General features: G+C 71.2%; 18 protein-coding genes. 4 read left to right on the top strand and 14 right to left on the bottom strand.

Going from position 1 to position 23,271, the window contains the following annotated elements:
- Nucleotides 1-78: 78 nt before the first annotated feature.
- Nucleotides 79-1,359: a M14 family metallopeptidase gene (locus tag ACZ4D5_RS28245; RefSeq protein ID WP_467775227.1), complete on the bottom strand. Its 1,281-nt coding sequence runs from the start codon at nucleotides 1,357-1,359 to the stop codon at nucleotides 79-81.
- Complete coding sequence (locus ACZ4D5_RS28240) at nucleotides 1,356-3,344, bottom strand: Xaa-Pro dipeptidyl-peptidase (protein ID WP_467775226.1); 1,989 nt, start codon at nucleotides 3,342-3,344, stop codon at nucleotides 1,356-1,358. The genes ACZ4D5_RS28245 and ACZ4D5_RS28240 overlap by 4 nt, the downstream gene beginning before the upstream one ends.
- A 201-nt stretch (nucleotides 3,345-3,545) precedes the next feature.
- Between ACZ4D5_RS28240 and ACZ4D5_RS28235 the strand changes: the two genes are divergently transcribed.
- Nucleotides 3,546-5,072, top strand: coding sequence for a M1 family metallopeptidase (locus tag ACZ4D5_RS28235; RefSeq protein ID WP_467775225.1), 1,527 nt, complete (start codon nucleotides 3,546-3,548; stop codon nucleotides 5,070-5,072).
- A 27-nt stretch (nucleotides 5,073-5,099) separates the two neighbouring features.
- Here the strand turns inward: ACZ4D5_RS28235 and ACZ4D5_RS28230 are convergent, their stop codons facing one another.
- Nucleotides 5,100-5,927, bottom strand: a complete 828-nt coding sequence (locus tag ACZ4D5_RS28230) for an oxygenase MpaB family protein (protein ID WP_467775224.1) — start codon at nucleotides 5,925-5,927, stop codon at nucleotides 5,100-5,102.
- Between the two features lie 66 nt (nucleotides 5,928-5,993).
- Nucleotides 5,994-6,380, bottom strand: a complete 387-nt coding sequence (locus ACZ4D5_RS28225; protein WP_467775348.1) for an oxygenase MpaB family protein — start codon at nucleotides 6,378-6,380, stop codon at nucleotides 5,994-5,996.
- 137 nt (nucleotides 6,381-6,517) lie between these two features.
- Between ACZ4D5_RS28225 and ACZ4D5_RS28220 the strand changes: the two genes are divergently transcribed.
- Nucleotides 6,518-7,405 (top strand): oxygenase MpaB family protein, encoded by an 888-nt coding sequence (locus ACZ4D5_RS28220; protein ID WP_467775347.1) that lies wholly within the window; start codon nucleotides 6,518-6,520, stop codon nucleotides 7,403-7,405.
- A 3-nt stretch (nucleotides 7,406-7,408) separates the two neighbouring features.
- Nucleotides 7,409-8,869 carry an aldehyde dehydrogenase family protein gene (locus ACZ4D5_RS28215; protein WP_467775223.1) on the top strand — a complete coding sequence of 487 codons (1,461 nt, stop codon included), beginning with the start codon at nucleotides 7,409-7,411 and terminating at the stop codon, nucleotides 8,867-8,869.
- 206 nt (nucleotides 8,870-9,075) lie between these two features.
- On the opposite strand, the gene ACZ4D5_RS28210 is transcribed toward ACZ4D5_RS28215, so the two are convergent.
- From ACZ4D5_RS28210 to ACZ4D5_RS28195, 4 genes are all read right to left on the bottom strand, one after another.
- Nucleotides 9,076-9,870 carry an alpha/beta fold hydrolase gene (locus ACZ4D5_RS28210; protein WP_467775222.1) on the bottom strand — a complete coding sequence of 265 codons (795 nt, stop codon included), beginning with the start codon at nucleotides 9,868-9,870 and terminating at the stop codon, nucleotides 9,076-9,078.
- A gap of 70 nt (nucleotides 9,871-9,940) precedes the next feature.
- Entirely contained in the window at nucleotides 9,941-10,507 is a 567-nt protein-coding gene (locus ACZ4D5_RS28205; protein WP_467775221.1) for a F0F1 ATP synthase subunit B family protein, read from the bottom strand.
- Nucleotides 10,508-10,845: 338 nt separating this feature from the next.
- Nucleotides 10,846-12,324, bottom strand: coding sequence for an amino acid permease (locus tag ACZ4D5_RS28200; protein ID WP_467775220.1), 1,479 nt, complete (start codon nucleotides 12,322-12,324; stop codon nucleotides 10,846-10,848).
- Nucleotides 12,325-12,483: 159 nt separating this feature from the next.
- The gene (locus ACZ4D5_RS28195; RefSeq protein ID WP_467775219.1) at nucleotides 12,484-14,289 is read right to left on the bottom strand and encodes an AMP-dependent synthetase/ligase; all 1,806 of its coding nucleotides are present in this window, start codon (nucleotides 14,287-14,289) and stop codon (nucleotides 12,484-12,486) included.
- Between the two features lie 178 nt (nucleotides 14,290-14,467).
- Between ACZ4D5_RS28195 and ACZ4D5_RS28190 the strand changes: the two genes are divergently transcribed.
- Nucleotides 14,468-15,196 carry a MerR family transcriptional regulator gene (locus ACZ4D5_RS28190; protein WP_467775218.1) on the top strand — a complete coding sequence of 243 codons (729 nt, stop codon included), beginning with the start codon at nucleotides 14,468-14,470 and terminating at the stop codon, nucleotides 15,194-15,196.
- Here ACZ4D5_RS28190 and ACZ4D5_RS28185 read toward each other — a convergent pair.
- The 6 genes from ACZ4D5_RS28185 to ACZ4D5_RS28160 all read right to left on the bottom strand — a co-directional run bounded on the left by ACZ4D5_RS28185 (nucleotide 15,183) and on the right by ACZ4D5_RS28160 (nucleotide 23,133).
- Nucleotides 15,183-15,953, bottom strand: coding sequence for a hypothetical protein (locus tag ACZ4D5_RS28185; protein ID WP_467775217.1), 771 nt, complete (start codon nucleotides 15,951-15,953; stop codon nucleotides 15,183-15,185). The genes ACZ4D5_RS28190 and ACZ4D5_RS28185 overlap by 14 nt on opposite strands.
- A 108-nt stretch (nucleotides 15,954-16,061) precedes the next feature.
- Nucleotides 16,062-18,245: a 3-hydroxyacyl-CoA dehydrogenase NAD-binding domain-containing protein gene (locus ACZ4D5_RS28180; protein WP_467775216.1), complete on the bottom strand. Its 2,184-nt coding sequence runs from the start codon at nucleotides 18,243-18,245 to the stop codon at nucleotides 16,062-16,064.
- 236 nt (nucleotides 18,246-18,481) lie between these two features.
- Nucleotides 18,482-19,696: an acetyl-CoA C-acetyltransferase gene (locus tag ACZ4D5_RS28175; RefSeq protein WP_467775215.1), complete on the bottom strand. Its 1,215-nt coding sequence runs from the start codon at nucleotides 19,694-19,696 to the stop codon at nucleotides 18,482-18,484.
- 49 nt (nucleotides 19,697-19,745) lie between these two features.
- Nucleotides 19,746-20,888, bottom strand: coding sequence for an acyl-CoA dehydrogenase family protein (locus ACZ4D5_RS28170; RefSeq protein WP_467775214.1), 1,143 nt, complete (start codon nucleotides 20,886-20,888; stop codon nucleotides 19,746-19,748).
- Nucleotides 20,889-20,932: 44 nt separating this feature from the next.
- On the bottom strand, nucleotides 20,933-21,958 hold the full coding sequence (locus ACZ4D5_RS28165; protein WP_467775213.1) for an LLM class F420-dependent oxidoreductase: 1,026 nt from the start codon (nucleotides 21,956-21,958) through the stop codon (nucleotides 20,933-20,935).
- Entirely contained in the window at nucleotides 21,958-23,133 is a 1,176-nt protein-coding gene (locus tag ACZ4D5_RS28160) for a CaiB/BaiF CoA transferase family protein (protein ID WP_467775212.1), read from the bottom strand. The genes ACZ4D5_RS28165 and ACZ4D5_RS28160 overlap by 1 nt, the downstream gene beginning before the upstream one ends.
- Nucleotides 23,134-23,271: the final 138 nt, after the last annotated feature.

Here is a 23,271-nt window from a genome sequence, read left to right as displayed (position 1 = left end):
ACACCTTTCAAGGGGTCGATTACGTCGAGACTTTGTTCTCCGTTACCCCCTACCACATGTGACGCACATCTCACCCGCTCAACAGCTCATGTCGGGCCGACCTGTGACGATGTGATAGGTGGCACGCTCGTCCAGGAGCAGCGGCACGAGGGCCCGTGCGGACTGCCGCAGGGGGACGTACGCGCCGTTCTTCTGGCGCCTTACCGTGACGCCGTGCAGGGCCAGTTCGTCCTTGACGTCGCGGTACTGGGCGGCGTCCAGGCGGTAGCCGCAGGGCGGGTCCTGGATGATCTCGGACGGCTCGGCCGGGTCGTTGTCCGCGCCGCCGACGTAGACCGGGCCACGGTCGCGGAAGCCCTCGACGCGGGCCGCGTCGGTGGCCCTCTCCAGCTGCCCGCGGCGCTCGTCCGTGAAGTCGAACAGACCGCCGAGCGCGGAGCGTTGGGAGGCCACGCGGCGCCGGTTGTTCAGTGCCTCGTCCTTCTTCTCGGCCTCTGTGAGGGGGTCGACGCGGCTCTCGATGAGCAGGCCCGCGGCGTGCTTGATGCCGGAGACGTTGCGCAGGATGCGCTCCTGGCCGTCGCCCGCCACCTGCTTGATCGGCTCGCCGGTTTCGGGGTCGGTCCAGATGCCGTAGGTGCCCGTCGTGTAGCCGTCGTGCTCGGCGGCCGGGCGCACGTACGCCTTCGAGAGGGTCTGTGCCTCCTTGTGGACGGCCTCGTCGGTGTTGAGGTTGCGCGGCCAGAGGTCGAAGAGGTCCTTGTCGTAGTACTTGGGGGTCGCGCCGTACTCGTGCAGGTCGTAGATGACGTCGGGCTCGCGGTCGCGGATCACGGCGGCCATGGCGCGGCCCTCCGCGGTCCGCAGGGCGATGTGGTCGCGGTTGATGTCGACGCCGTCGGAGTTGCCGCGGGTGTCGGCGGCGCGCCCGTCCGGGTTGGCGGTGGGGACGAAGAGGAGCGTGGTGCGGTTCAGGAAGCGCTGGGTCTTCTTGTCCTTCGCGTACGCCAGGTCGCGGATCGTCGACAGGCAGGCCTCGCGGCCCGACGGCTCGTCGCCGTGCTGGCTGCAGATCAGCAACACCGTGTTCTTCGTGCGGCGTTCCCCGATGCGGACCAGCTGGAGCGGACGGTCCTGCTTGGTCTCGCCGATGCGGGACACGGACACCCGGTCGCTCGCCTTGTCGACGGCGGCCAGGAGGTCCTGCTCCTCGGGCTGCGAGGTCCAGCGGGCGCCGTTGGTCTCCTCGAAGCCGGTACGGGGCGGTGTCGGCGTCGCCTGCGCGGGCGCCGACAGGAGTGGCGCGGCGAGCGCTACGGCGGCGCAAGAGAGCGCCAGGGTGCGGATGCGCGGTGTCATGAAGTGCTGCCTCCCGGGCGGGGGTTGAGCGGACGCGGCGGGGCCACGCCGTCGAGACGGGGTTCGCGGGGGGTGACGGCCTCTGAGGTGGTGAACGCGCCCTTGCCGCCGACCAGCGGCAGCTTCGCGAAGGTGCGGCCCAGGTCGATGGCGAGCGTCGGGGTGTCCGCGGGCGGCACGATGAGGTTCTTGTCGGTGCCCGCGATGATCAGCGCGAGGCGGTGGCCCTTGGGCACGACGTGGTCGCTCGCGGCGAGGTCGAGCGTGATGGTGTGGGGCTTGCCCGGGGTGAGCGGGCGGCCCTTGTGGGGGTCGGCCCAGTTGCCGAGGTCGGCCCAGCCGCGGCTGAAGATCGTGTACTCCACGTCGGCGGTCTTCGCGCGCGTCTCCTTGAAACAGGAGCTGTCGCCCTCGGTGCTCGCGCCCCAGCAGGTGCGCTCGGGGAGGGTGACGATGCCCTCGTCGTCGTCCGCGTAGTCCCGGATGGTGGCGGGGCCGAGGTCGACGAGGACCGCGGAGAGGTGGGCGGTGCGCGTCGTCGGGGTCGCGGTGACCGTCACGGTCGAGGAGCCCGACAGGCGCAGGTCACGGGCGAGGGGCTTGCTGAGGAAACCGGCCTTGTCGGGCGTCGGGGTGTCGATGCGCTCGGCCCAGTCCGTCTCGCTCAGCCGCCGGTCGTCGGTGAAGGTCTCGGTGCCCTTGCCGCGGCGCGGGCCGAGGGCGCCGACGCCGGGTGAACCGCCCTTGGACGGGCGCAGCGTGACGGTGTCCGTGCCGCGCGGCGGCCAGACGCGGTCGGTGGTCCAGCGGTCGGGCGCGCGCTCGATGTCGGCCATCGGCTCGCGGTCGATGCCGTTGTCGTAGCCGAGGAGTTCGTGGTCGAACCAGCGGTGCAGGGTGCGCACCCATGCCTCGCGGCGGAAGTCGAAGGGGTCGACGTGGCCTGCCTGGCTGAGCCAGAGCTTGCGCTCGACGCCGTTCGCGGCGAGGGCGTCCCACCACTGACCGAAGTGCTTGGTGCGGACGTTGAGGTCCTGCATGCCGTGCACGGCGAAGACGCTGGCCCGCACCTTGCCGGCGTCCGGCACGTGGTCGCGCTCGCTCCACAGCGGGGTCCAGTCGCCGGTGCGGGGCGCCCCGTCGATCAGGCGCTGCTGCACGGCGCCGCAGCGGTCGCGGGCCTCGGGGCTCTGCACGCCGCGGGCCAGGCCGTCGGGGCCGCTGTTGAAGAGCGGGGCGCCCTTGGCGAAGTAGTAGTCGTACCAGGAGGAGATGGCGCCGATCGGCACGATGGTCTTGAGACCTCGCGCTCCGGTGGCGGCCACGCCGTTGGCTATGGTCCCGTCGTAGCTCTTGCCGATCATTCCGGTGTCGCCGTTGGTCCACGACGCCTTCGTACGCTCGTTCCCCGTGCGGGTGGTGTAGGCGCGGGCGCCGCCGTTCAGCCAGTCCACGACGGCCTTGGCGGACCGGACGTCGGAGCGGCCGCCGATGTCGACGCAGCCGTCGGAGCGGTTCGTGCCCGTGAGGTCCACCGCGACGTAGCCGTAGCCGCGCGGCACGAAGTAGTTGTCGTAGTAGAGCGGGAAGAGGACGGGGTTGCCGTCCGCGTCGTAGGTCTTCTTCTGGCTCTCGTTGCCCCGGCCGCAGCAGGAGTAGTACGGGCTCGCGTCCATGATCACGGGTATTCGGCGGCCCGCGCGGTCGAGTTCGCGGGGCCTGACGATGTCGACGGCGACGCGGTCGGTCCTGCCGTCCGCGTCGCCGTCGATTCCGGTGTCGACCCATACGGATTCGCGTATCGCGTCCTCGTACGAGTACACGGGTCTGCTCTCGTCCGGCGTCCTTGAGGCCTGGTCCGGCGTGCGCGGGGCCTGTGCGGCTCCCGCGGCGCCCGGGGACAAGAGGGTGGCGAGCAAGGCGGTCAGGGCCGCCGCTAGCAGCGTTCTCCACAGGAGGCGGGTGCGTCGCGCACGTATCGGCATGGCGCGAAAGGTACATCGGTGAACTCCCGTGCGACAGAGGGCCGCACGCTGTCGTGTCATGCGTGTGGGACATCAAGGCACATGTCGGCCGAATGGCGATCGTGTGACGTCCGGGGCCATGGACATGACGCGTGAGGGAGGGCTGAATAGGGTCGACGATCAGGACGAACAGATGATGTGCCCCTACGACTTGGAGTTTTCGTGCACCGCAGACTCATCGCCCCGGGCGCGCTCGCGGCCTCCCTCCTGCTGGCGATCCCGGCATCGGCGGCGGACTTCTCCCCCGGGGCCCCGGGCATCGGCGACCCCTACTACCCGGCGAGCGGCAACGGCGGATACGACGTCTCGCACTACGACCTGCGTCTGAAGTACCAGCCCGCCACCGACCTCATCGAGGGCACGGCGACGCTCAACGCCAAGACCACGCAGAACCTCTCGCGCTTCAACCTCGACCTCGGCCTGAAGGTCTCCGAGGTGCGGGTCAACGGCAAGAAGGCGAAGTTCCAGAAGACCGGCGAGCAGGAGCTGGAGATCACCCCGGTCGCGGGGCTGCCCAAGGGCACGCCGATCACCGTGGTCGTGCGCTACTCGGGCAAGCCGTCCGAGGTGAAGATCAACGGCTACACGGCCTGGCACCGCACGCCGGACGGCGGCGTCGCGGCGCAGGAGCCGGAGTCGGCGGCCTGGTGGTTCCCGTCCAACGACCACCCGCTGGACAAGGCGACGTACGACGTGTCGGTTTCGGTGCCGGACGGCACCCAGGCGATCTCCAACGGCGTGCTGCAGTCGCAGAGTTCGAAGCTGGGCTGGACCCGCTACAGCTGGCGGTCGAACAAGCCGCAGGCCAGCTATCTCGCCACGCTCGCGGTCGGCAAGTTCGACATCACGACGGACAAGACCGAGAGCGGTCTGCCCGTCCTCAACGCCTACAGCAAGGACCTCGGCGACAACGCGGGCGCCGCGCGGGCCAGCATCGAGCGGACCACCGAGGTCACCGAGTGGCTGGAGACGGTCTACGGGAAGTACCCGTTCAACGCGCTCGGCGGCTACGTCCCGAACGTGAAGAGCAGCTACGCCCTGGAGACCCAGACCCGGCCCTTCTACAGCCCGGCCGCGTTCTCCAACGGCTCCAACCCGTCGCTCGTCGTCCACGAGATCGCCCACCAGTGGTACGGCGACAGCGTGTCCGTGCACGGCTGGAAGGACATCTGGGTCAACGAGGGCTTCGCCCGCTACAGCCAGTGGCTGTGGTCGGAGAAGGAGGGCGAGGGCACGGCCCAGGAGCTCGCGGACTACGTGTACGCGCAGCACCCCGCCGACGACCCGTGGTGGCAGGTCAAGCCGGGCGACCCGGGTCCGGACAACCAGTTCCACGGCGCGGTCTACGACCGGGGCGCGCTCGCCCTGCAGGCGCTGCGCAACGAGGTCGGCGACGACGCGTTCTTCGCGATCCTCAAGGGCTGGCCGCAGAAGTACCAGTACGGCAACGCGAAGGTCAGCGACTTCGTGAAGTACGCCGAGAAGGTCTCGGGCAAGCCGCTGGCGGAGCTGTTCGACACCTGGCTCTACCAGCCGTCGCGTCCCGAGGCCCCGGCGGTGCGGGACGCCGGCATCGCGCGGTCGGCCGCCGCTGTGGCCAAGCCGAAGTCGTGGAAGCAGATCGCCGCGACGAACGGCGTGCACGGGCACGGGCACGGCCCCGAGGCCGCGGACAAGCACGGTCACTGACGAACGGGTGCGCCGCGCCGTCCGGGCCTACCGCCCGGCGGCGCGGTTCCGATTCCCAGCGGCGCCGTGCCGATTCCCGGCGTCGCGGTGCCGATTCCCGGCCCGCCGGGCGATCGGCAGACAGCGCAGCCGCTCCGGCAGCAGCGGCACCACCGTGCGGACCGACCTGCCGAAGCGGCGCAGTCCGCGCTCCTGCGCGGCCGTCCACGGGAGGCCGATCGCCTCGCGGGCCTCGGGCGGCATCAGGCCGATCGTGACGAAGCGGCGGAAGCGGGCCAGCGGGGGCGGCAGCCACGGCCACAGGGCGCGAAGGAGCAGGCGCAGGGCTCGCGGGCCGCGGTCCGGCGGCGGCACCGGGCGGTCGGTGGCGGTCAGTTCCTCGGCGACGGCGGTGAGCTCGACCTCGTCGGCGAGCACCTTGCGGCAGTACGGCCAGAACTCCTCCGGCGTCTGCGGCATGTCGCGGTCGTGGATGCCGAGGATCCGCCCGACCTGGAGCCACTCCGCGTACAACCGCCGTTCCTGCGCCTCGGTGAAGGGACGGCCCAGGTACTTCTGAGCGTGCCGGTAGACGGGGAACCCGGTGGCGTGGACCCAGCCGTAGTGGGCGGGCGTCAGCGCGTGGTAGCGGCGGCCGCGGGTGTCCGTGCCCTGGATGGTGCGGTGCGGCGCGCGCAGTCTGCGGCCCTCCGCGGCGGCCTCCTCGCCGCCGTACACCCACAGCAGGACGGAGCGGACCGAGCGCTCGCCGCGGCCCCACGGGTCGGTGCGGAACACCGAGTGGTCGTCGACGCCCGCGCCGACCGCGGGGCGCGCCACCTGGAGGGTGAGCGCGGGCGGCAGCATCAGGAGCATGCGGATGTCGCCCGCGATGCTCCAGAGGATGCCGCCGGGCGGGGGGCGGGATCGCGTCCGTCGTCCTTAGGTCATGCGACGTGCTCCTCGGCGGTGCGCGGCGGCACGGCCCGGGGCGCCGAGGGGGCGCCTGGTCTGCGGGTCCGCCCCCGGTGTGTGCGTGTTCCAGTGTGCGACCGCGAGCGTGACCGCGATCCTCAGGGGCGGTGGCACCAGCGCCATCAGGACGCGGAGCAGGCGCGTGAAGCGGCGCGGGGCGCGCTCCTGGCCCGGGGGCCGGGTGAGGCCGAGTCGCTCCCGCAGGACCTGCGGCAGCGTGCCGACGGTGACCAGCAGCGCGTCACGCCAGTTCGCCGAGCGCCTCACGCACCGACTGGTTGAGTTCGAGGCGCTCGCGGACCATCTCGTCGTAGGACGCCAGGACGCGCAGAAGGACGCCCGGTCCGGCGGCAGATGGTGGTGCTTGAGGCCGTCGAGATCCCGTTCCCGAGCTCACCACGGAGCCGGTGACGGCCGGTCAGGTCCTCGTCGACGCCGCCGATGTGCGCTACACCGTTCTCAGCAGCGCGCCACGCCGTGAGGAGACGCCCATGGGCCGCTACAGCCGGCTGCGCGAGATCCGCCGGATGGATCCCGCCCGCGACTACGCACACATCCACAAGCTGATCTCGCAGTACGAGTTCCCGTGGGACTACACGCAGGGCATCAGCGTCGCCTTCCTCCGTGACTACGGAGTGCCCCGCATCTCCCGACTCCTCGACCACACGCAGGAGTTCGAGCGTGCGGGGCAGAAGCGGTACGACGACACCGTCCTGTTCGGCTTCGAGATGGCGCAGGACGGCTTCGACTCCGAGCGGGGCCGGGCCGCCGCCCGCCATCTCAACCGCATCCACGGCAAGTACCGGATCCCCAACGAGGACTACCTGTACGTCCTCGCGACCACCGTCGTGGGCCCCGTGCGCTGGATAGACCGGTTCGGCTGGCGGCGGCTGTGCGCCAACGAGCGGGAGGCGCTTGCGCTGGTGGGCCACAAGATGGCGCGGATGATGGAGATCGACGGTGCCCCCTCGACGTATGCGGGCTTCGAGGAGCTCCTCGACGACTACGAGGCGCGGATGTTCGCCTACGACCCGGCCAACCGCCGCGTGGCGTCGGCGACGTTCCGCGTGACGGCCGCCTGGTATCCGCGGCTCGTGCGCCCCGTGGTGTCCCGCCTCTCCCTCGCCCTGCTCGACGAACCGCTGCTTCGCGCACTGGGGTTCCGGCCGCAGCCCCGATGGGTGCAGGCTGCTGCCGAGCGGGCGGTCCGGGGCCGTTCGGCGTTCGTGAGGCTGCTGCCCGCGCGACCCCACCGGTGGCCCGCGCTGCCCAAGCCCCGGTCGTATCCCTTCGGCTACACCCTCGACGACCTGGGTCCGCACTGGGCACACAGCCGTCCGGTGCGGCCGCTGCCCGACGAAGTACCCCTGGAGCGCTGACTTATGGCCACTTTCTCCGTACGTTCCCCTGCCACCGGAGACGTCCTCGGCGAGCACCCGGTGGGCGGCCCCGAGGAGGTCGCGGACGCCGTCGCGCGCGGCCGGGGCGCGGCCGCCGACTGGGCGGCGCTCGGCTGGGCGGGCCGGCGGTCCCGGCTGCTCGCGTGGAAGCGGTCCCTGGCCCGGCGCATGGACGAACTCGCGGACGTCGTGTCGGCCGAGACGGGCAAGCCCGCGCACGACGCGCGGGCCGAAGTCCTGCTCGCCCTGGTCCACTTGGACTGGGCCGCCCGCAACGCGCGCGGCGTGCTGCGGGTGCGCCGGGTGCCGTCCGGGCCGCTCTCCGTCCACCAGCGGTCCTTCCTCGGCTACCGTCCCCTGGGCGTCGTGGGCGTCATCGGGCCGTGGAACTACCCCGTGTACACACCCATGGGGTCGATCGGCTACGCGCTCGCCGCCGGGAACGCCGTCGTCTTCAAGCCGTCCGAACTCGCCGCGGGTACGGGGGTGTTCCTTGCGTCGAGCTTCGACGAGGCCGTGCCGGACTGCGCGGGGCTGCTGCGTACGGTGACGGGGCCCGGCTCGACGGGGCGGGCGCTCGCCGAGGGCGGGGTCGACAAGCTGGCGTTCACCGGGTCGCCCGGGACGGCGCGTCAGGTCGCCGAGGTGTGCGCGCGCTCGCTCACGCCGCTGCTCGCGGAGTGCGGCGGCAAGGACGCCGTCCTCGTGGGCGCGGACGCCGATCTGGTGGCGGCGGCCGAGGCGATCGTGTGGGGCGCGATGGCGAACGCGGGGCAGACCTGCGCGGGCGTGGAGCGCGTCTACGCGGTGGAGTCCGTGCACAGGCGGCTGTGCGAGCTCGTCGTCGAGCGGGCCCGGTCCCTGGCCGCCGGGGAGCACTACGGCCCCATGACGCTGCCGACCCAACTCGGCGTCGTGGAACGGCACATGAAGGAGGCGCTGTCGACCGGCGCGCGGGCGCCGCTCGGCGGCCCCGAGTCCGTCGCGGCACCCTTCGTGCACCCCGTGGTCCTCGTGGACGTCCCCGAGAACTCCCCCGCGATGACGGAGGAGACGTTCGGGCCCGTCGTCGCGGTCAACCGGGTGCGGGACCTGGACGAGGCCGTGGAGCGGGCCAACGCCTCGCCGTACGCGCTGGGCGCGGCGGTCTTCACCGGGTCGCGCGCCGCGGGTCTCGCGGTGGCACAGCGACTCAACTCCGGTGCCGTGGCAGTCGGTTCGGTGCTCGGCTTCGCCGCGGTGCCCTCGCTGCCGTTCGGCGGCACGGGCGAGTCGGGGTTCGGGCGGATCCACGGCGCGGAGGGGCTGCGGGCGTTCGCCGTGCCGCGCTCGGTGACGGTCAAGCGCTTCGCGCCGTACGCGGATCTGACGTCGTTCGCGACCGCACCGGACAAGGCGGCGCGGGCGGTGGAACTGGGACGCAGGCTCCACGCCCGCTTCTGAGGACCTGCGGGGCCATCGGTCGAGCAGCGGGAGCAGGTGGCGCCGCGCGAAGTCCCGTACGTGGTCGCCCTTGTCGAGCGCGAAGCAGTCGACCGGGTGGAGCAGGAAGGAGACCGTGATCCGCATTCCTGGCAGCAGCCCCCGGCCGGCCGGGGGGCGGGAGCGTCGCGGGGCAGGAGGGGCGCCCCGCGACGCTCCCCGACCGGTCAGCGCGCCATGGCGTACGCGTCCAGGACAAGGTCCACGATCGCGTCCGGTTCGCGCACCGTCGGGAAGTGGTCGCTGTGGGCGAGCCGCACCACGCGACAGCCCGGGATGCGCTCCGCGACCGTCTCGTTCACGCGGATCACACCGGGCTGGTCGTGCTCGGCCAGGGCGAGGACGCAGGGCACGTCGAGCTCGCCGAGCCGGTCGTAGACGGGCGGGTCGGGCACGTGGTGCGGAACGACGGCGAGCCACGCGGGGACCACCGCCGTGAGGTACGCCGTCACCTCGGGGTCGTCGCCGGTACCCAGGGCGGCGGAGGTGTGCCTTATCACCGCGACGATGCCGTCCACGTCACCCGCCTCGGCGAGCCGGCCGACCTCGGCCATGACCTTTGGCGGCAGCGGGTCCTCGGCGCCGGTGACGGTCGGGGTGATCAGGGCGAGGCTCGCCACCCGGGCCGGGTCGCGGAGCGCGAGGCTGAGGGCCGTGCCGCCGCCCATGCTGTATCCGATGAACACCGCGCGGGCCACACCGAAGTGGTCGAGGACCGCGATCAGATCCTCGACCAGCGAGAAGGGGGCGGTCGGGGCGGGCGACCTGCCGTACGCCCGCGCGTCGTAGCGGATCACCCGGTACCGCTCCGTGAGGCGCGGCAGGATGCCGTCCCAGACGCGGGAGTCGGCGACTCCCGGGTGCAGCAGGATCAGCGGAAGACCCTGGCCGTCCCCGCCGCTCGGTTCACCCGAGTCCTGCGCCCACAGTTCGCCGTCCTTGACCGAGACCATGACGTCCATGCCCCGAGTGTCGGGGGCGGGGGGCCCGGCCGCCAGTGAGGGCAGCGGACCAGGGCGCGAAAGCGTAGGCCTAGCGACCGGAACCCGTCGGCCCGGCGCCGGGCTCGGTGATCGCCCCGCCGACCGAGGGCTTGATCGCCCCTCCGCCCTGCGCGGGGACCGGCTCGCCGTCCGGTGCCGCGGGGATCGGCTCGCCCACGATGCGGCTCGCCAGCGCGGAGGCCAGCTCGGAGACGCGGCAGCGCAGTTCGGCCTCGGCCGCGGCGCGCTCCGCCTCGACCCTGGCCTGGCCGGTGACCACGACCTCGGCACGCTCCCGCAGGCCCTCCGCGCGGGCCGAGGCGATCAGGGCGGCCCCCTCCTCGCGGGCCTCCTGACGGATGCGGGCGGCGTCGCGCCGGGCCTCCGAGAGCAGCGCCCCCGTCATCTCGCGCATGCGCTCGGCCTCAGCCCTGAGCAGGTACGCGGTGCCTCCCGCGACGTCGTCGAAGATCGCCTCCCGGTCCAGGATCACGCGGTTGACGCGAGACAGGCAGCGGACGACGAAGAGGTGCACGACGCCGAACAGGACGAGGCCGAACGCCAGATGTTCGACTTCCGGGTTCAGCGGGCCGAGGTCCGTGGGGATGAGCCGCATGCCAGAGCCCTACCCGCTCATCCGTGCGCAACAACGCACATCTGCAAGGGAGTTGAGTGATACGGACCACGCCACCACCCCTGACGTCCCACCCGGACCAATGGGACCGACCGGGCCGCGACGCTCGCCCGGACCAAGGCGCCGAGTTCGACGCCCTTGCCGAACGGCGCGGTGGCGCCACCTCGGACATACGCGATCTCCGACATGACGCCACCGTGAGGACTGCCACTGACAACGGCCGTCGAGCGGCCGCCGCCCTTGCTGTTGCCGGTCCTTCGACCTGTTGTGGTCCTTCGACCTGTTGTGATCCTCGGACCTGTTGCTGGTCCTTGGACCTGTTACTGCTCCTTCGACTCCTGCGGCACCGTGAGGCCCTGGGCCTCGCGCTCCACCCGGCGGCGGACGCCGAACCAGCCGATGACCAGGGCCGCGCCCACGATCGGGATCAGGAACAGGGTCTTGCGGCCGACCTCGGCGTCCTTCCACATCAGGCAGAGGACGGCCAGCAGGAACGCGATGGTCACGTACTCCGTGACGCCGCTGCCGGGGAGGCGGAACTTCGGCCGGGTGATCTCGCCACGCTTCGCGCTGCGCACGAAGGCCAGGTGACAGACCATGATCGTGATCCAGGTGCCGATGATGCCGAGCGAGGCCACGTTCAGGACGATCTCGAAGGCCTTGTCCGGGACGATGCGGTTCAGGCCGACGCCGAGGACGCCGATCGAGGCGGTGAGCAGGATGCCGCCGTAGGGCACCTGGCTGCGGTTCATCTTCGCGGTGAACTTCGGGGCCGAGCCCGACATCGCCATGGAGCGCAGGATGCGGCCGGTGGAGTACAGGCCGGAGTTCAGCGAGGACATGGCCGCGGTGAGGACCACGAAGTTCATCACGTCGCCGGCGGCCGGGACGCCGATCTTGGAAAGGACCGTCACGAACGGGCTTTGGTCGGCCGAGTACAGCGAGCCGGGCAGCAGCAGCGCGAGCAGCACCACGGAACCGACGTAGAAGAGACCCACGCGCCACATGATGGAGTTCACCGCGCGCGGGACGACCTTCTGCGGGTCCTTGGTCTCGCCCGCCGCGACGCCGACCAGCTCCAGGGAGGCGTAGGCGAAGACGACACCCTGCATGACGATCACGACCGGCATCATGCCGTTCGGCAGGAACCCGCCGTGGTCGGTGATCATGTTCAGACCCGGCGTCTCGCCACCCACCTTGTGCTGGCTGGCCAGCAGGTAGATGCCGATGATCATGAAGGCGGTCAGCGCGGCGACCTTGATGATCGCGAACCAGAACTCCATCTCACCGAAGTACTTCACCGAGATGAGGTTCACGGAGAGCACCACCGCGAGAGCGATCAGCGCGAGCACCCACTGGGGTATGTCGGTGAAGAAGCTCCAGTAATGGGTGTACAGGGCGATCGCCGTGATGTCGGCGATGCACGTGGTCGACCAGTTGAGGAAGTACATCCAACCGGCGAAGAACGCGCCCTTCTCGCCGAGGAACTCACGCGCGTACGAGACGAACGAACCCGACGAGGGCCGGTACAGGACCATCTCGCCGAGCGCCCTGACGACGAAGAACGCGAAGATGCCGCACACGAGGTACGCGAGGGCGAGCGCGGGACCCGCCGAGTTGAGGCGGCCGCCCGCCCCCAGGAAGAGGCCGGTGCCGATCGCGCCACCGATCGCGATCATGTTGACGTGGCGGGCCTTGAGGTCCTTGCTGTAACCGGCGTCGCCGGCGTCCGCGGGGGCCTGGGCTGCGTCGTTGCGGGACGCATCCACGGCGGCCGTGTCTACGGCTTCCTTGCTCACGTGGTCGATCTACTCTCTGGTGCCCGGAAGAGCTCCGGGGTCCGGATGTGCTTCGGCCCGCGACACCCCTGACGCGCGCGGACCGACGGGACACCTTCCCCCACACACCACCCCCCACGCGGTGGCGCACGTCACATAGCGGAACTTCTCACATGGTGATCAGGGGGTGTACAGGTCCTCGATGACCTGCTTGTACCTGTCGCGGATCACGCGGCGGCGCAGCTTCAGGGACGGCGTCAGCTCGCCCGTCTCCGGGCCCCACTCCTCGGCGAGGACGCGGTAGCGCTTGATCTGCTCGGTGCGGTTCAGACGCGCGTTGGCGGCCTCGACGGCGCGCGCCACCTCCTCCCGGACGGCCTCGCTCGCGACCGGGTCCCCCTCGATCCCGCGCGCCGCGGCCCACGCGGACGCCATCTCCGGGTCGAGGACGAGGAGCGCCACCAGATAGGAGCGGCCGTCCCCGTGCACGAGGGCCTGGCCGATCAGCGGGTGCTCCTTGAGCGTGTTCTCGACGAGGGCGGGCGAGACGTTCTTGCCCGTCGACGTCACGATCATTTCCTTCTTGCGGTCGGTGAGCCAGAGGAACCCGTCCTCGTCGATCCGCCCGATGTCGCCGGTGGCGAACCAGCCGTCCGCGTCGCAGGCGCTGTCGACCCCGCCGTCGGGCCGCAGATAGCCGTCGAAGACCGTCGCGCCTCGTACGAGGATCTCGCCGTCGTCGGCGGTCCTGATCTCCAGGCCTTCGAGGGGGCGGCCCACCGAGCCGAGACGGAACGCGTCGGGACCGTTCGTCGTGACGACACCCGTCGTCTCGGTGAGGCCCCACGCATCCATGATCACCAGGCCGAAGCCCGCCCAGAAGCGGGCGACGTCCGGCGGCATCGGCGCCGCGGCGGTCGCGGTCCACACCAGGCGGTCGAACCCGGCGAGCGCGAGCAGCGGATCGAGCACCTGCTCCTTGGCCTCCTGGTACGCGGCCCGGAGCTCGGCCGAGGGCTCCTCACCGCGCTCCAGGCAGGCCACGCGCGCGCGTGCCGTCTCGTTCGCCGCCTCGATGGCGCGGCGCCGCTCCTCGGGCAGCCCGGTGAGCGCGGCCTTGACGGACGCGGCGAGCTTCTCCCACACGCGCGGGACACCGAAGAACTGGAAGGGATGCAGCTCGCGCGCGGTGGCGGCCACCTGTGCGGGGTCCGCGCACAGATAGACGTGCGCGGCGCGCAGCACCGGCAGGTAGATGCCGAGCATGCGCTCCGCGATGTGCGCAAAGGGCAGGTAGCAGATATGGCCGACGTGGGCGGGGAACTCGATGACGGCGTCCAGTGCGATGCCGTTGAGGACGACGTTGCGGTGCGTGAGGCGCACGCCCTTGGGGTCGCCCGTGGTGCCCGAGGTGTAGACGACGGTGAGCGCGTCGGTCGAGCGGCTCTCGCGCCAGGCCTTCTCGAAGGCGTCGGGGTTGAACAGACGGCCGCCGGAGGCGTGCAGGGAGCCGTACGTGCGGTGCGGTCCCGCCTCGGCCGCCTCCACGACGACGAGGCGCTCCAGCGGGGCCGTCTCGTCGTCCAGCAGGGGCTCCCAGCGCGGCAGTTCACGGGCGCTCTCGACGATCGCGAACCGGGCCCCGCTGTGCCGGACGATGTGCGCGACCTGTTCGGGTGCGGAGGTGCCGTACACACTGACGGGGACGGCGCCGAGGTGCGTCAGGGCGAGGTCGCTCAGCCAGTGCTCGGGGCGGTTGCCCATCATCATCAGGACGTGCTCGCCACGCCGCACGCCGAGCGCGCCGAAACCGGCGGCGAGGACGGCGACCTTGCGCCGGGCCTCGCGCCAGGTGAGCGTCGACCACTCGTCGCCCGTGCGCCAGGAGAGCGCGGGAAGGTCTCCGTGGTCCTCGGCGTTGCGGAGCATCAGGGCGGGGAGCGTGATGTCGGCAAGGTCCCCGGGGAGTCGCAGGGTCGTGGTCATGACCGCCTCCTGGCGCCATCGGCTGTGCGTGAGCGGACGCGTGACTGGGTGCCTGGCTGGACGTGCGAGAGACGTGCGAGAGACGTACGACGGAGCATGTGACTGGCCCGGAGGGTTTCACAACACTGGTGTGCCAGCAATACTGTTGCACCGCATTGATGCACAGGAGGGCGCTGCCATGACGACGGACACCGAGGAGCCGACACTCACCGTCGACGAACTGGCCGCGCGCGCGGGCGTCACCGTCCGCACCGTCCGCTTCTACAGCACCAAGGGCCTGCTGCCACCGCCGGCGATCGGCCCGCGCCGCGTCGGTCACTACGGCCAGGCGCATCTGTCCCGGCTCGCCCTCATCGAGGAGCTGCAGCACCAGGGCATGACGCTCGCCGCGATCGAGCGGTACCTGGAGCAGCTGCCCGCGGACCTGAGCGCGCACGACCTCGCCATCCACCGTGCCGTGGTGGCCTCTTGGGCGCCCGACTCGGCGGAGGACGTCACGCTCGCCGAGCTGGAGCGCAGGGCGGGCCGGGCGCTGGCCGGGCAGGACCTGGACCGGCTCGCGGCGATGGGCGTGATCGCGCGGACGCAGACCCCACAGACGTACCGCGTGGACCTGGGGCTGCTGCGGCTCGGGGTGCAGCTCCTGGACGTGCCCATCGAGCACGAGACGATCCTGGCGGCGCGCACGGTGTTGATGGAGCACACCCGCGAGGCCGCGCACGAGCTGTCGCGGCTGTTCCGCGACGAGGTGTGGGGGCCCTACCGCGAGCGGGAGTCGGACCCGGAGCACGTGGCCGCGATGCGGTCGCTCTCGGCCCACATGCAGCCGATGGTGGTGCAGGCGCTGGTGACCGCGTTCCAGCGCTCCCTCAAGGAGGAGCTGCGGGAGTGGCTCAAGGAGAGCTGAGCCGCTCCCGACCCGCTCGCTGCACCCTGACGTCGGCCGCGGTGGCGGTCGGCGTCTCGTCCCGCGCGGCCTGCAGCATCCGCGTGGCGTAGACCTCGGCGAGGGCCTGGAGGTCCTTGCGCGCGTACGCCTGACCGGAGTTGTCCCTGAGGTCCAGCGTGGCGACGTACCTGCCCTGGCGGATCACGATCGACTGCGAGGTCTTCTTCGCGGGCGTCGTGTATCCGTACGTGATGCTCGCGTCGCCCCGCGGCGGCCCGTCGAGGGCCTTGAGCTCGTGGTGGCTGTTCTCCACATGGCTCTTCCAGGCCGTGAAGGCGCGCTCGGCGGACCTCTCGTTCCGGTACACGATGAGGTCGTAACCGGCGCTCTCGGCGTTGTCTGTACTGCGGTAGCCGGCCTGGCCGCCCGCGACCGCGCCCTTGCACGTGCGGCCCGGGTCCTTGCACACGGACGGCGCCTTGGCACGGCTGTACGGCTTGACGGAGACGGTGCGCAGGGCGGCGGGCATCGTCTCGCGCGGCGGCAGGATCGCCTCGGCGTCCCGGGCGCCGCTCAGCGAACCGCCGCCCGTCCTGGCGCCGCCCGATCCGCCTGATCCGCCCGTCGCGCCGCCGACGGTGCGGCTGTGCGAGGACGACGAGCCCCGCTTGTGCTTCTTCTTGTCCTTCTTGCCCCCGCAGCCCGTCAGGGCCAGCGAGAGGATCAGCACTCCGACGCCGGCCGCTCGCGTCGTTCCCCCGGTCGTGAACCGCACAGCGGCCACCCTCCACTTGTCGTGATCATGCTCTACGGCAGGATACGACGCTGGAGCAGGCGCCTCCGGTTCCGCCCCGACCAGGCGGAACCGGAGGCGCCGACAGGGTCAGGCGTCGCTGAACCTCTCGCCCTTCTCCGCCTTTTCGACCAGCAGCGCGGGCGGCGTGAACCGCTCTCCGTAGCGCTCGGCGAGCTCACGCGCGCGTGCCACGAATCCGGGCAGGCCGCCGTCGTAGCCGTTGATGTACTGCAGCACGCCGCCCGTCCAGCCGGGGAAGCCGATGCCGAAGATGGAGCCGATGTTGGCGTCGGCGACCGACGTCAGGACGCCCTCCTCGATCAGGCGCACGGTGTCGAGCGCCTCGGAGAAGAGCATGCGCTCCTGCATGTCCTCGAACGGGATCTCGTGCCCCGGCTTGGTGAAGTGCTCGCGCAGGCCCGGCCAGAGCCCCGCGCGCTTGCCGTCCACGTAGTCGTAGAAGCCCGCTCCCCCGCTCCTGCCGGGGCGCTCGAACTCGTCGACCATGCGGTCGATGACGACGTCCGAGGGGTGGCCAGCCCAGGTGCCGCCCGCCTCCTCGACGGCCTTCTTCGTCTCGTTGCGGATCTTGCGGGGCAGGGTGAGCGTCAACTCGTCCATCAGCGAGAGGACCTTGGCGGGGTAGCCCGCCTGGGCCGCCGCCTGCTCGACGGAGGCGGGCTCGATGCCCTCGCCGACCATCGCGACGCCTTCGTTGATGAAGTGCCCGATGACGCGCGAGGTGAAGAAGCCGCGGGAGTCGTTGACCACGATCGGCGTCTTGTTGATCTGGCGCACGAGGTCGAAGGCGCGCGCCAGGGCCTCGTCGCCGGTCCGCTCGCCCTTGATGATCTCGACGAGCGGCATCTTGTCGACGGGCGAGAAGAAGTGCAGGCCGATGAAGTCGACGGGGCGCGAGACGCCCTCGGCGAGCGTGGTGATGGGCAGCGTCGAGGTGTTGGAGCACAGCAGCGCGTCCGGCTCGACGACGTCCTGGATCTCCTGGAACACCTTGTGCTTGAGCGAGGTGTCCTCGAAGACCGCCTCGATCACCGCGTCGCATCCCGCGAGCGCCTGCGGGTCGGCGGTGGGCGTGATGAGGGCGAGCAGCGCGTCCGCCTTCTCCTGGCTCGTACGGCCCCGCTGGACGGCCTTCGCGCAGAGCTTCTCGGAGTAGCCCTTGCCCTTGGCGGCGGCCTCGGCCGAGACGTCCTTGAGGACGACCTCGATGCCCGCGCGTGCGCAGGAGTACGCGATGCCCGCGCCCATCATCCCGGCGCCGAGCACCGCGATCTTGCGGACCTGGCGCGGCTCGACGCCCTTGGGGCGGTTGGCGCCGGAGTTGACGGCCTGCAGGTCGAAGAAGAACGCCTGGATCATGTTCTTGGCGACCTGGCCGGTGACCAGCTCGGTGAAGTACCTGGCCTCGATGGTCAGCGCGGTCTCGAAGTCGACCTGCGAGCCCTCGACGGCCGCCGCGAGGATGTTGCGCGGAGCGGGGTAAGGGGCGCCCGCCGTCTGCTTCTTGAGGTTGGCGGGGAAGGCCGGGAGGTTCGCCGCGAACTTCGGGTTGGCGGGGGTGCCGCCCGGGATGCGGTAGCCCGGCTTGTCCCAGGGCTGCTGCGACTCGGGGTTGGCGTCGATGAAAGCGCGGGCCTTCTCGATCATCTCCTCGGGCGTGGCGGCCAGTTCGTGGACGAGGCCGTTCTCCAGGGCGCGCCTGGGGTTGTACTGGGTGCCCTGGAGGAGCACCTTCAGGAGCGCGTCCGTGATGCCCATGAGGCGTACGGTGCGGGTGACGCCGCCGCCCGCAGGGAGCAGTCCGAGGGTGACCTCGGGCAGGCCGATCTTGGAGCCGGACACGTCGAGGGCGACGCGGTGGTGCGAGGCGAGGGCGATCTCGTAACCGCCGCCGAGCGCCGCGCCGTTGATGGCGGCGACGACGGGCTTGCCGAGGGTCTCGATGCGGCGGAGCGAGTTCTTGATGGCGGTGCCCGTCTCGAACGCCTGCTGCGCGTCCTGTGGGCCGACCTTGATCATTTCCTTCAGGTCGCCGCCCGCGAAGAACGTCTTCTTCGCGGAGGTGTAGATGAAGCCGCGGATGGCGTCCTTGTCGGCCTGGACGGCGGCCTCGGCGCGGTCGGCGATCGCCGCGATGGAGTCCTTGAACGCCTGGTTCATGGTGTTCGCGGACTGGTTGGGGTCGTCGAGGACGAGGGTGACGACGCCGGTGTCGTCCTGTTCCCAGCGGATGGTGGTGCTTGCGGTCATGTCGATGTCTCCGTGAAGTCTGTGGCGAGCGGAATCTGGGGAGGGCGGCGGGGTGTCGTGCCCGACCGGCCGCCGGTGGGGGCTGGTCGCGCAGTTCCCCGCGCCCCTGAGGCATGCGGCTGCGCCGCGCCTCAGGAGGCGCACGGAGTGCGCCTTTCAGGGGCACGGGGAACTGCGCGAGCAACCACGACGCACCCGCGGTCGGCAGCGCGCCCCAGCCCCTACGGCGAGGAGCCCTACAGCCGCTCGACGATCGTGGCGATGCCCATCCCGCCACCTACGCACAGCGTGGCCAACCCGTACCGGAGGTCCCGCAGCTCCAGCTCGTCCACCAGCGTGCCGAGGATCATCGCGCCGGTCGCGCCCAGCGGGTGACCCATCGCGATGGCCCCGCCGTTGACGTTCACCTTGTCCAGGGACAGCCCCATGTCCTTCACGAAGCGCAGCACGACCGCGGCGAACGCTTCGTTGATCTCGACGAGGTCGATGTCGTCGATGGTCAGGCCGGCCTTGGCGAGCGCCTTGCGGGTGGCGGGCGCGGGCCCGGTGAGCATGATCAGCGGCTCGGACCCGGAGACGGCCGCGGAGACGATCCGCGCGCGCGGGGTGAGGCCGTAGCGCTCGCCGACCTCCTTGGTGCCGATGGCGACCAGCGAGGCGCCGTCGACGATGCCGGAGGAGTTGCCCGCGTGGTGGACATGGTCGATCTCCTCGATCCAGTGGTACTTCTGCAGCGCGACCGCGTCGAAGCCGCCCATGTCGCCGATGTCCTTGAAGGACGGCTTCAGCTTGGCGAGGGAGTCCGCGGTGGTGCCGGGCCGCATGTGCTCGTCGTGGTCGAGGACGACCAGGCCGTTGCGGTCCTTGACGGGCACGACGGACCGGTCGAAGCGGCTGTCCTTCCAGGCCGCGGCGGCGCGCTCCTGGGAGAGGGCCGCGTACTCGTCGACGTCGCGCCGCGAGAAGCCCTCGATGGTGGCGATCAGGTCGGCGCCGATGCCCTGCGGCGCGAAGTTGGTCTCGAAGTTGGTCATCGGGTCGGCGAACCAGGCACCGCCGTCCGAGGCCATCGGCACCCGCGACATCGACTCGACGCCGCCCGCGAGGACCAGGTCCTCCCAGCCCGAACGGACCTTCATAGCGGCGAGGTTGACCGCCTCCAGGCCCGAGGCGCAGAAGCGGTTCTCCTGGACCCCCGCGACCGTGTCGGGCAGCCCCGCGGCGATGGCGGCGATCCGCGCGATGTCGGAACCCTGGTCGCCGACCGGACCCACCACGCCGAGCACGATGTCGTCGATGGCGGCCGGGTCGAGGCCGGGGAAGCGGGCCTGGATCTCGTGGATCAGGCCGACCACGAGGTCGATCGGCTTGGTGCCGTGCAGGGCGCCGTTGGCCTTGCCGCGTCCGCGCGGGGTGCGGATCGCGTCGTATACGTACGCTTCGGTGGTCACGCGAGTGCCTTTCAGGGGTTCTTGAGGGTGAGGGGTCGGCCGCTGGGGCTCAGCCGAGGAGGGAACGCCCGATGATCTCCTTCATGATCTCGGTCGTGCCGCCGTAGATGGTCTGGATGCGTCCGTCGGTGAAGGCCTTGGCGACGCGGTACTCGGTCATGTAGCCGTAGCCCCCGTGCAGTTGCAGACAGCGGTCCGCGACGCGCTTCTGCAGCTCGGTGGCCCACCACTTCGCCATCGACGCGTGCACGGCGTCGAGTTCCCCGTTCGAGTGATCGACGATGCACCGGTCGAGGAACGTGCGGGTGACGGCGCACTCCGTGGCCATCTCCGCGATCTCGAAGCGGATGTGCTGGAGCTTGGCGAGCGGCCGCCCGAAGGCCTCGCGCTCCTTGACGTACGTCGTGGTGATGTCCAGGAGGTGCTCGGCGGCGGCGATCCCGGCGACGGCGATGCCCATGCGCTCCTGCGCGAGGTTCGTCATCAGGTGGACGAAGGCTCCGTCGAGCTCGCCGAGCAGGTTCTCCTTGGGAACGCGTACGCCGTCGAAGAACAACTCGGCGGTGTCCTGCGACTTCTGGCCGATCTTGTCGAGGTTGCGGCCCCGCTCGAAGCCCTCCATGCCGCGCTCGACGACGAGCAGCGACAGGCCGTGCGCGCCGCCCTCGGGCGACGTCTTGGCGACGACGATCACGAGGTCGGCGAGGATGCCGTTCGAGATGAACGTCTTGGAGCCGTTGAGCACCCAGTGGTCGCCGTGGTCCTCGGCGCTGGTGCGGATGGCCTGGAGGTCGGAGCCCGCGCCCGGCTCGGTCATCGCGATGGCCGTGATGATCTCGCCGCTGCAGAACCCGGGCAGCCAGCGCCGCTTCTGCTCCTCGGTGGCGAGCGAGGTCAGATACGGGCCGATGATGTCGTTGTGAAGACCGAGCGCGAGTCCGGGCGCGCCCGCGCGCGTGAACTCCTCGGCGAGCACCGCGGAGTAGCGGAAGTCGGCGTTCCCGCCGCCCCCGTACTCCTCGGGGACGGCGAGCCCGAGCAGCCCCTGCCTGCCGGCCGCGAGCCACGCGTCGCGCGAGACGATGCCGTCCCTCTCCCACTGCTCGTAGTGCGGAAGGACCTCCTTGGCGAGGAAGGTGCGGACGGTCTCGCGGAACGCGTCGTGCTCGGCGGAGAAGATCTGCCGTTTCATCTGTACGTGGCCTCCTGGAGCCCTTCTGGAACCATCGAGCCCTGTCAGAGCCAGCCCTTGACGGTTTCGATCAACCTGGCCGGCTCGGGGCCGACAGGGACGACGTTGAGCATGGTGACGCCCGCGGCCCGGAAGGCCTCGACGCGCTCGCGCACGTAGCCCTCGGGTCCGCACAGCGACGTGAGTTCGCAGAGCTCGTCCGGGACGGCGGCCTCCGCCTCCTTCTTCTTCCCGGAGAGATAGAGCTCCTGGATGCGCGCGGCCTCCTTCTCGTAGCCGTAGGCCACCGCGAGGTCGTTGTAGAAGTTCTTCCCCTTGGCGCCCATGCCGCCTACGTAGAGGGCGATCTGCGGGCGCGCGAAGTCCCGTGCGGCCGCCGCGTCGTCACCGATGGCGAGCAGCCCTCCGGCGACCGTCTGGAGCGGTCCGAGGGCCGGATCGCGCTTCTCCATGCCCTCGGCGAGCGGGGCTCCCCACACCTGGTGGGCCTTCTCCGGGACGAAGAGGGTGGGCAGCCAGCCGTCGGCGACCTCGGCGGTCATCGCCACGTTGGCGGGGCCCAGGGAGGCGACGTACAGCGGGACTTGGGGGCGCACCGGCCTGGTGAGGATCTTCAGGGGCTTGCCGAGCCTGCCGCCCTTCTCCGGAGGCAGCGGCATGTCCGTGATGCCGTGGTGGTCGATGACCTCGCGGCGCAGGATGCGGCGGGTCAGCTCGATGGTCTCGCGGGTGCGGCCGAGCGGCTTGTCGTACGCCTTGCCGTGCCAGCCCTCGACGACCTGCGGGCCCGAGGCACCGAGCCCGATGACCGCGCGCCCTCCGGAGATCGCGTCCAGGCCCGCGGCGGTCTGGGCGATCAGGGCCGGGGTGCGGGAGTAGACGTTGAGGATCGCGGAGCCGATCTTCATGCGCTCCGTGCGCGCGGCCAGGTAGCCCATGATCGTGGGCGAGTCGAATCCGTACGCCTCCGCGACCCACACGGCGTCCAGGCCCGCGGACTCCAGGGCGGCGACGCCGTCGGCGGCCTCGCGCGGGTCGCCCGCGTAGGCGAGCGTGGCGGAGATCTCCATCAGTGGTGTTCCTCCTCGTTCGGCACCTGTGCGTCGTTCGGCCCCGGCACACCGTTCAGCGCCGGTACGTCCCAGTCGCGGGCCACGTCGGCGGTGTCGGCGCCGGGCTGCGCGGGCCCCGATCGCACCCGCGTCGGGGTGGCGGAGAAGCGGGGCGCGGGGGCGGGCTGGGTGATGCCGCCGTGGTCGGTGAAGGTGCCGCGCGCGGCGAGGTGCGGGTGGGCCGGTGCCTCGCGCAGCGAGAGGACGGGCGCCACGCACGCGTCGGAGCCCTCGAAGACGGCCGTCCACTCGTCGCGCGTGCGCTCCTTGAAGCGGGCGGCGACGGCCTCGCGCAGCTCGCCCCAGCGGGCCAGGTCCTTGCGGGCTGGGGCCACGTCGGCCAGGCCGAGCAGCGCGATGAACTCGTCGAAGAACTGCTGCTCCAGGGAGCCGACGGCCATGTAACCGCCGTCCGCGGTCTCGTAGTTGCCGTAGAAGGGGCAGCCGCCGTCGAGGAGGTTGGCGCCGCGGCGGTCCTGCCAGCCGCCGGCCGCGAGCATGCCGTGGATCATCGCGGACAGGTGGGCCGCGCCGTCGACGATCGCGGCGTCCACGACCTGTCCGGCGCCGTGCACGCGCGCGTGGTGCAGCGCCGCGAGGATGCCGACGACGAGGTAGAGCGAGCCTCCCGCGTAGTCGCCCACGAGGTTCGCGGGGATCGCGGGCGGCTCGTCGGGGTTGCCGATCATGCCGAGGGTGCCGGTGATGGCGATGTACGCGATGTCGTGCCCGGCGCGCTGGGCGAGCGGCCCCTCCTGGCCCCAGCCGGTCATCCGGCCGTAGACGAGCCGCGGGTTGCGGGCGTGGCAGTCCTCGGGGCCGACGCCGAGGCGCTCGGCCACGCCGGGGCGGTAGCCCTCGATGAGCACGTCGGCGCGCTCGACGAGGTCGAGGACGCGGGCCGCGCCGTCGGCGGCCTTCAGGTCGACGACCACGGAGCGCTTGTTGCGGTTGGTCACGTCGTACTCGGGATTGATCGCGAGGCCGCTGCCGCCCGGCCGGTCGACGCGTACGACGTCGGCGCCGAGATCGGCCAGGAGCATGGCTGCGAAGGGGCCGGGGCCGATGCCCGCGAGCTCCACCACCCGCACTCCGGCCAGCGGTCCGTGAACGCCCTTGCCCGGCACTGCCATTGAGCCCCCAGCGCTATGACACAACTGATGTAACACCAGTGATGCTAAGAACGTGTTCCACCGTGCACAAGCCCTTGGCGAGCAAGCGCTTAGACAATTGTGGCCCGCCGTCCGGCGCGAGCGTGCCGCGCCTAGCCT

It is taken from the genome of Streptomyces sp. NPDC025651, from assembly GCF_055558735.1.
The sequence above is the reverse complement of the archived record's forward strand: the minus strand, read 5'-3'. Positions and strand labels throughout refer to the sequence as shown.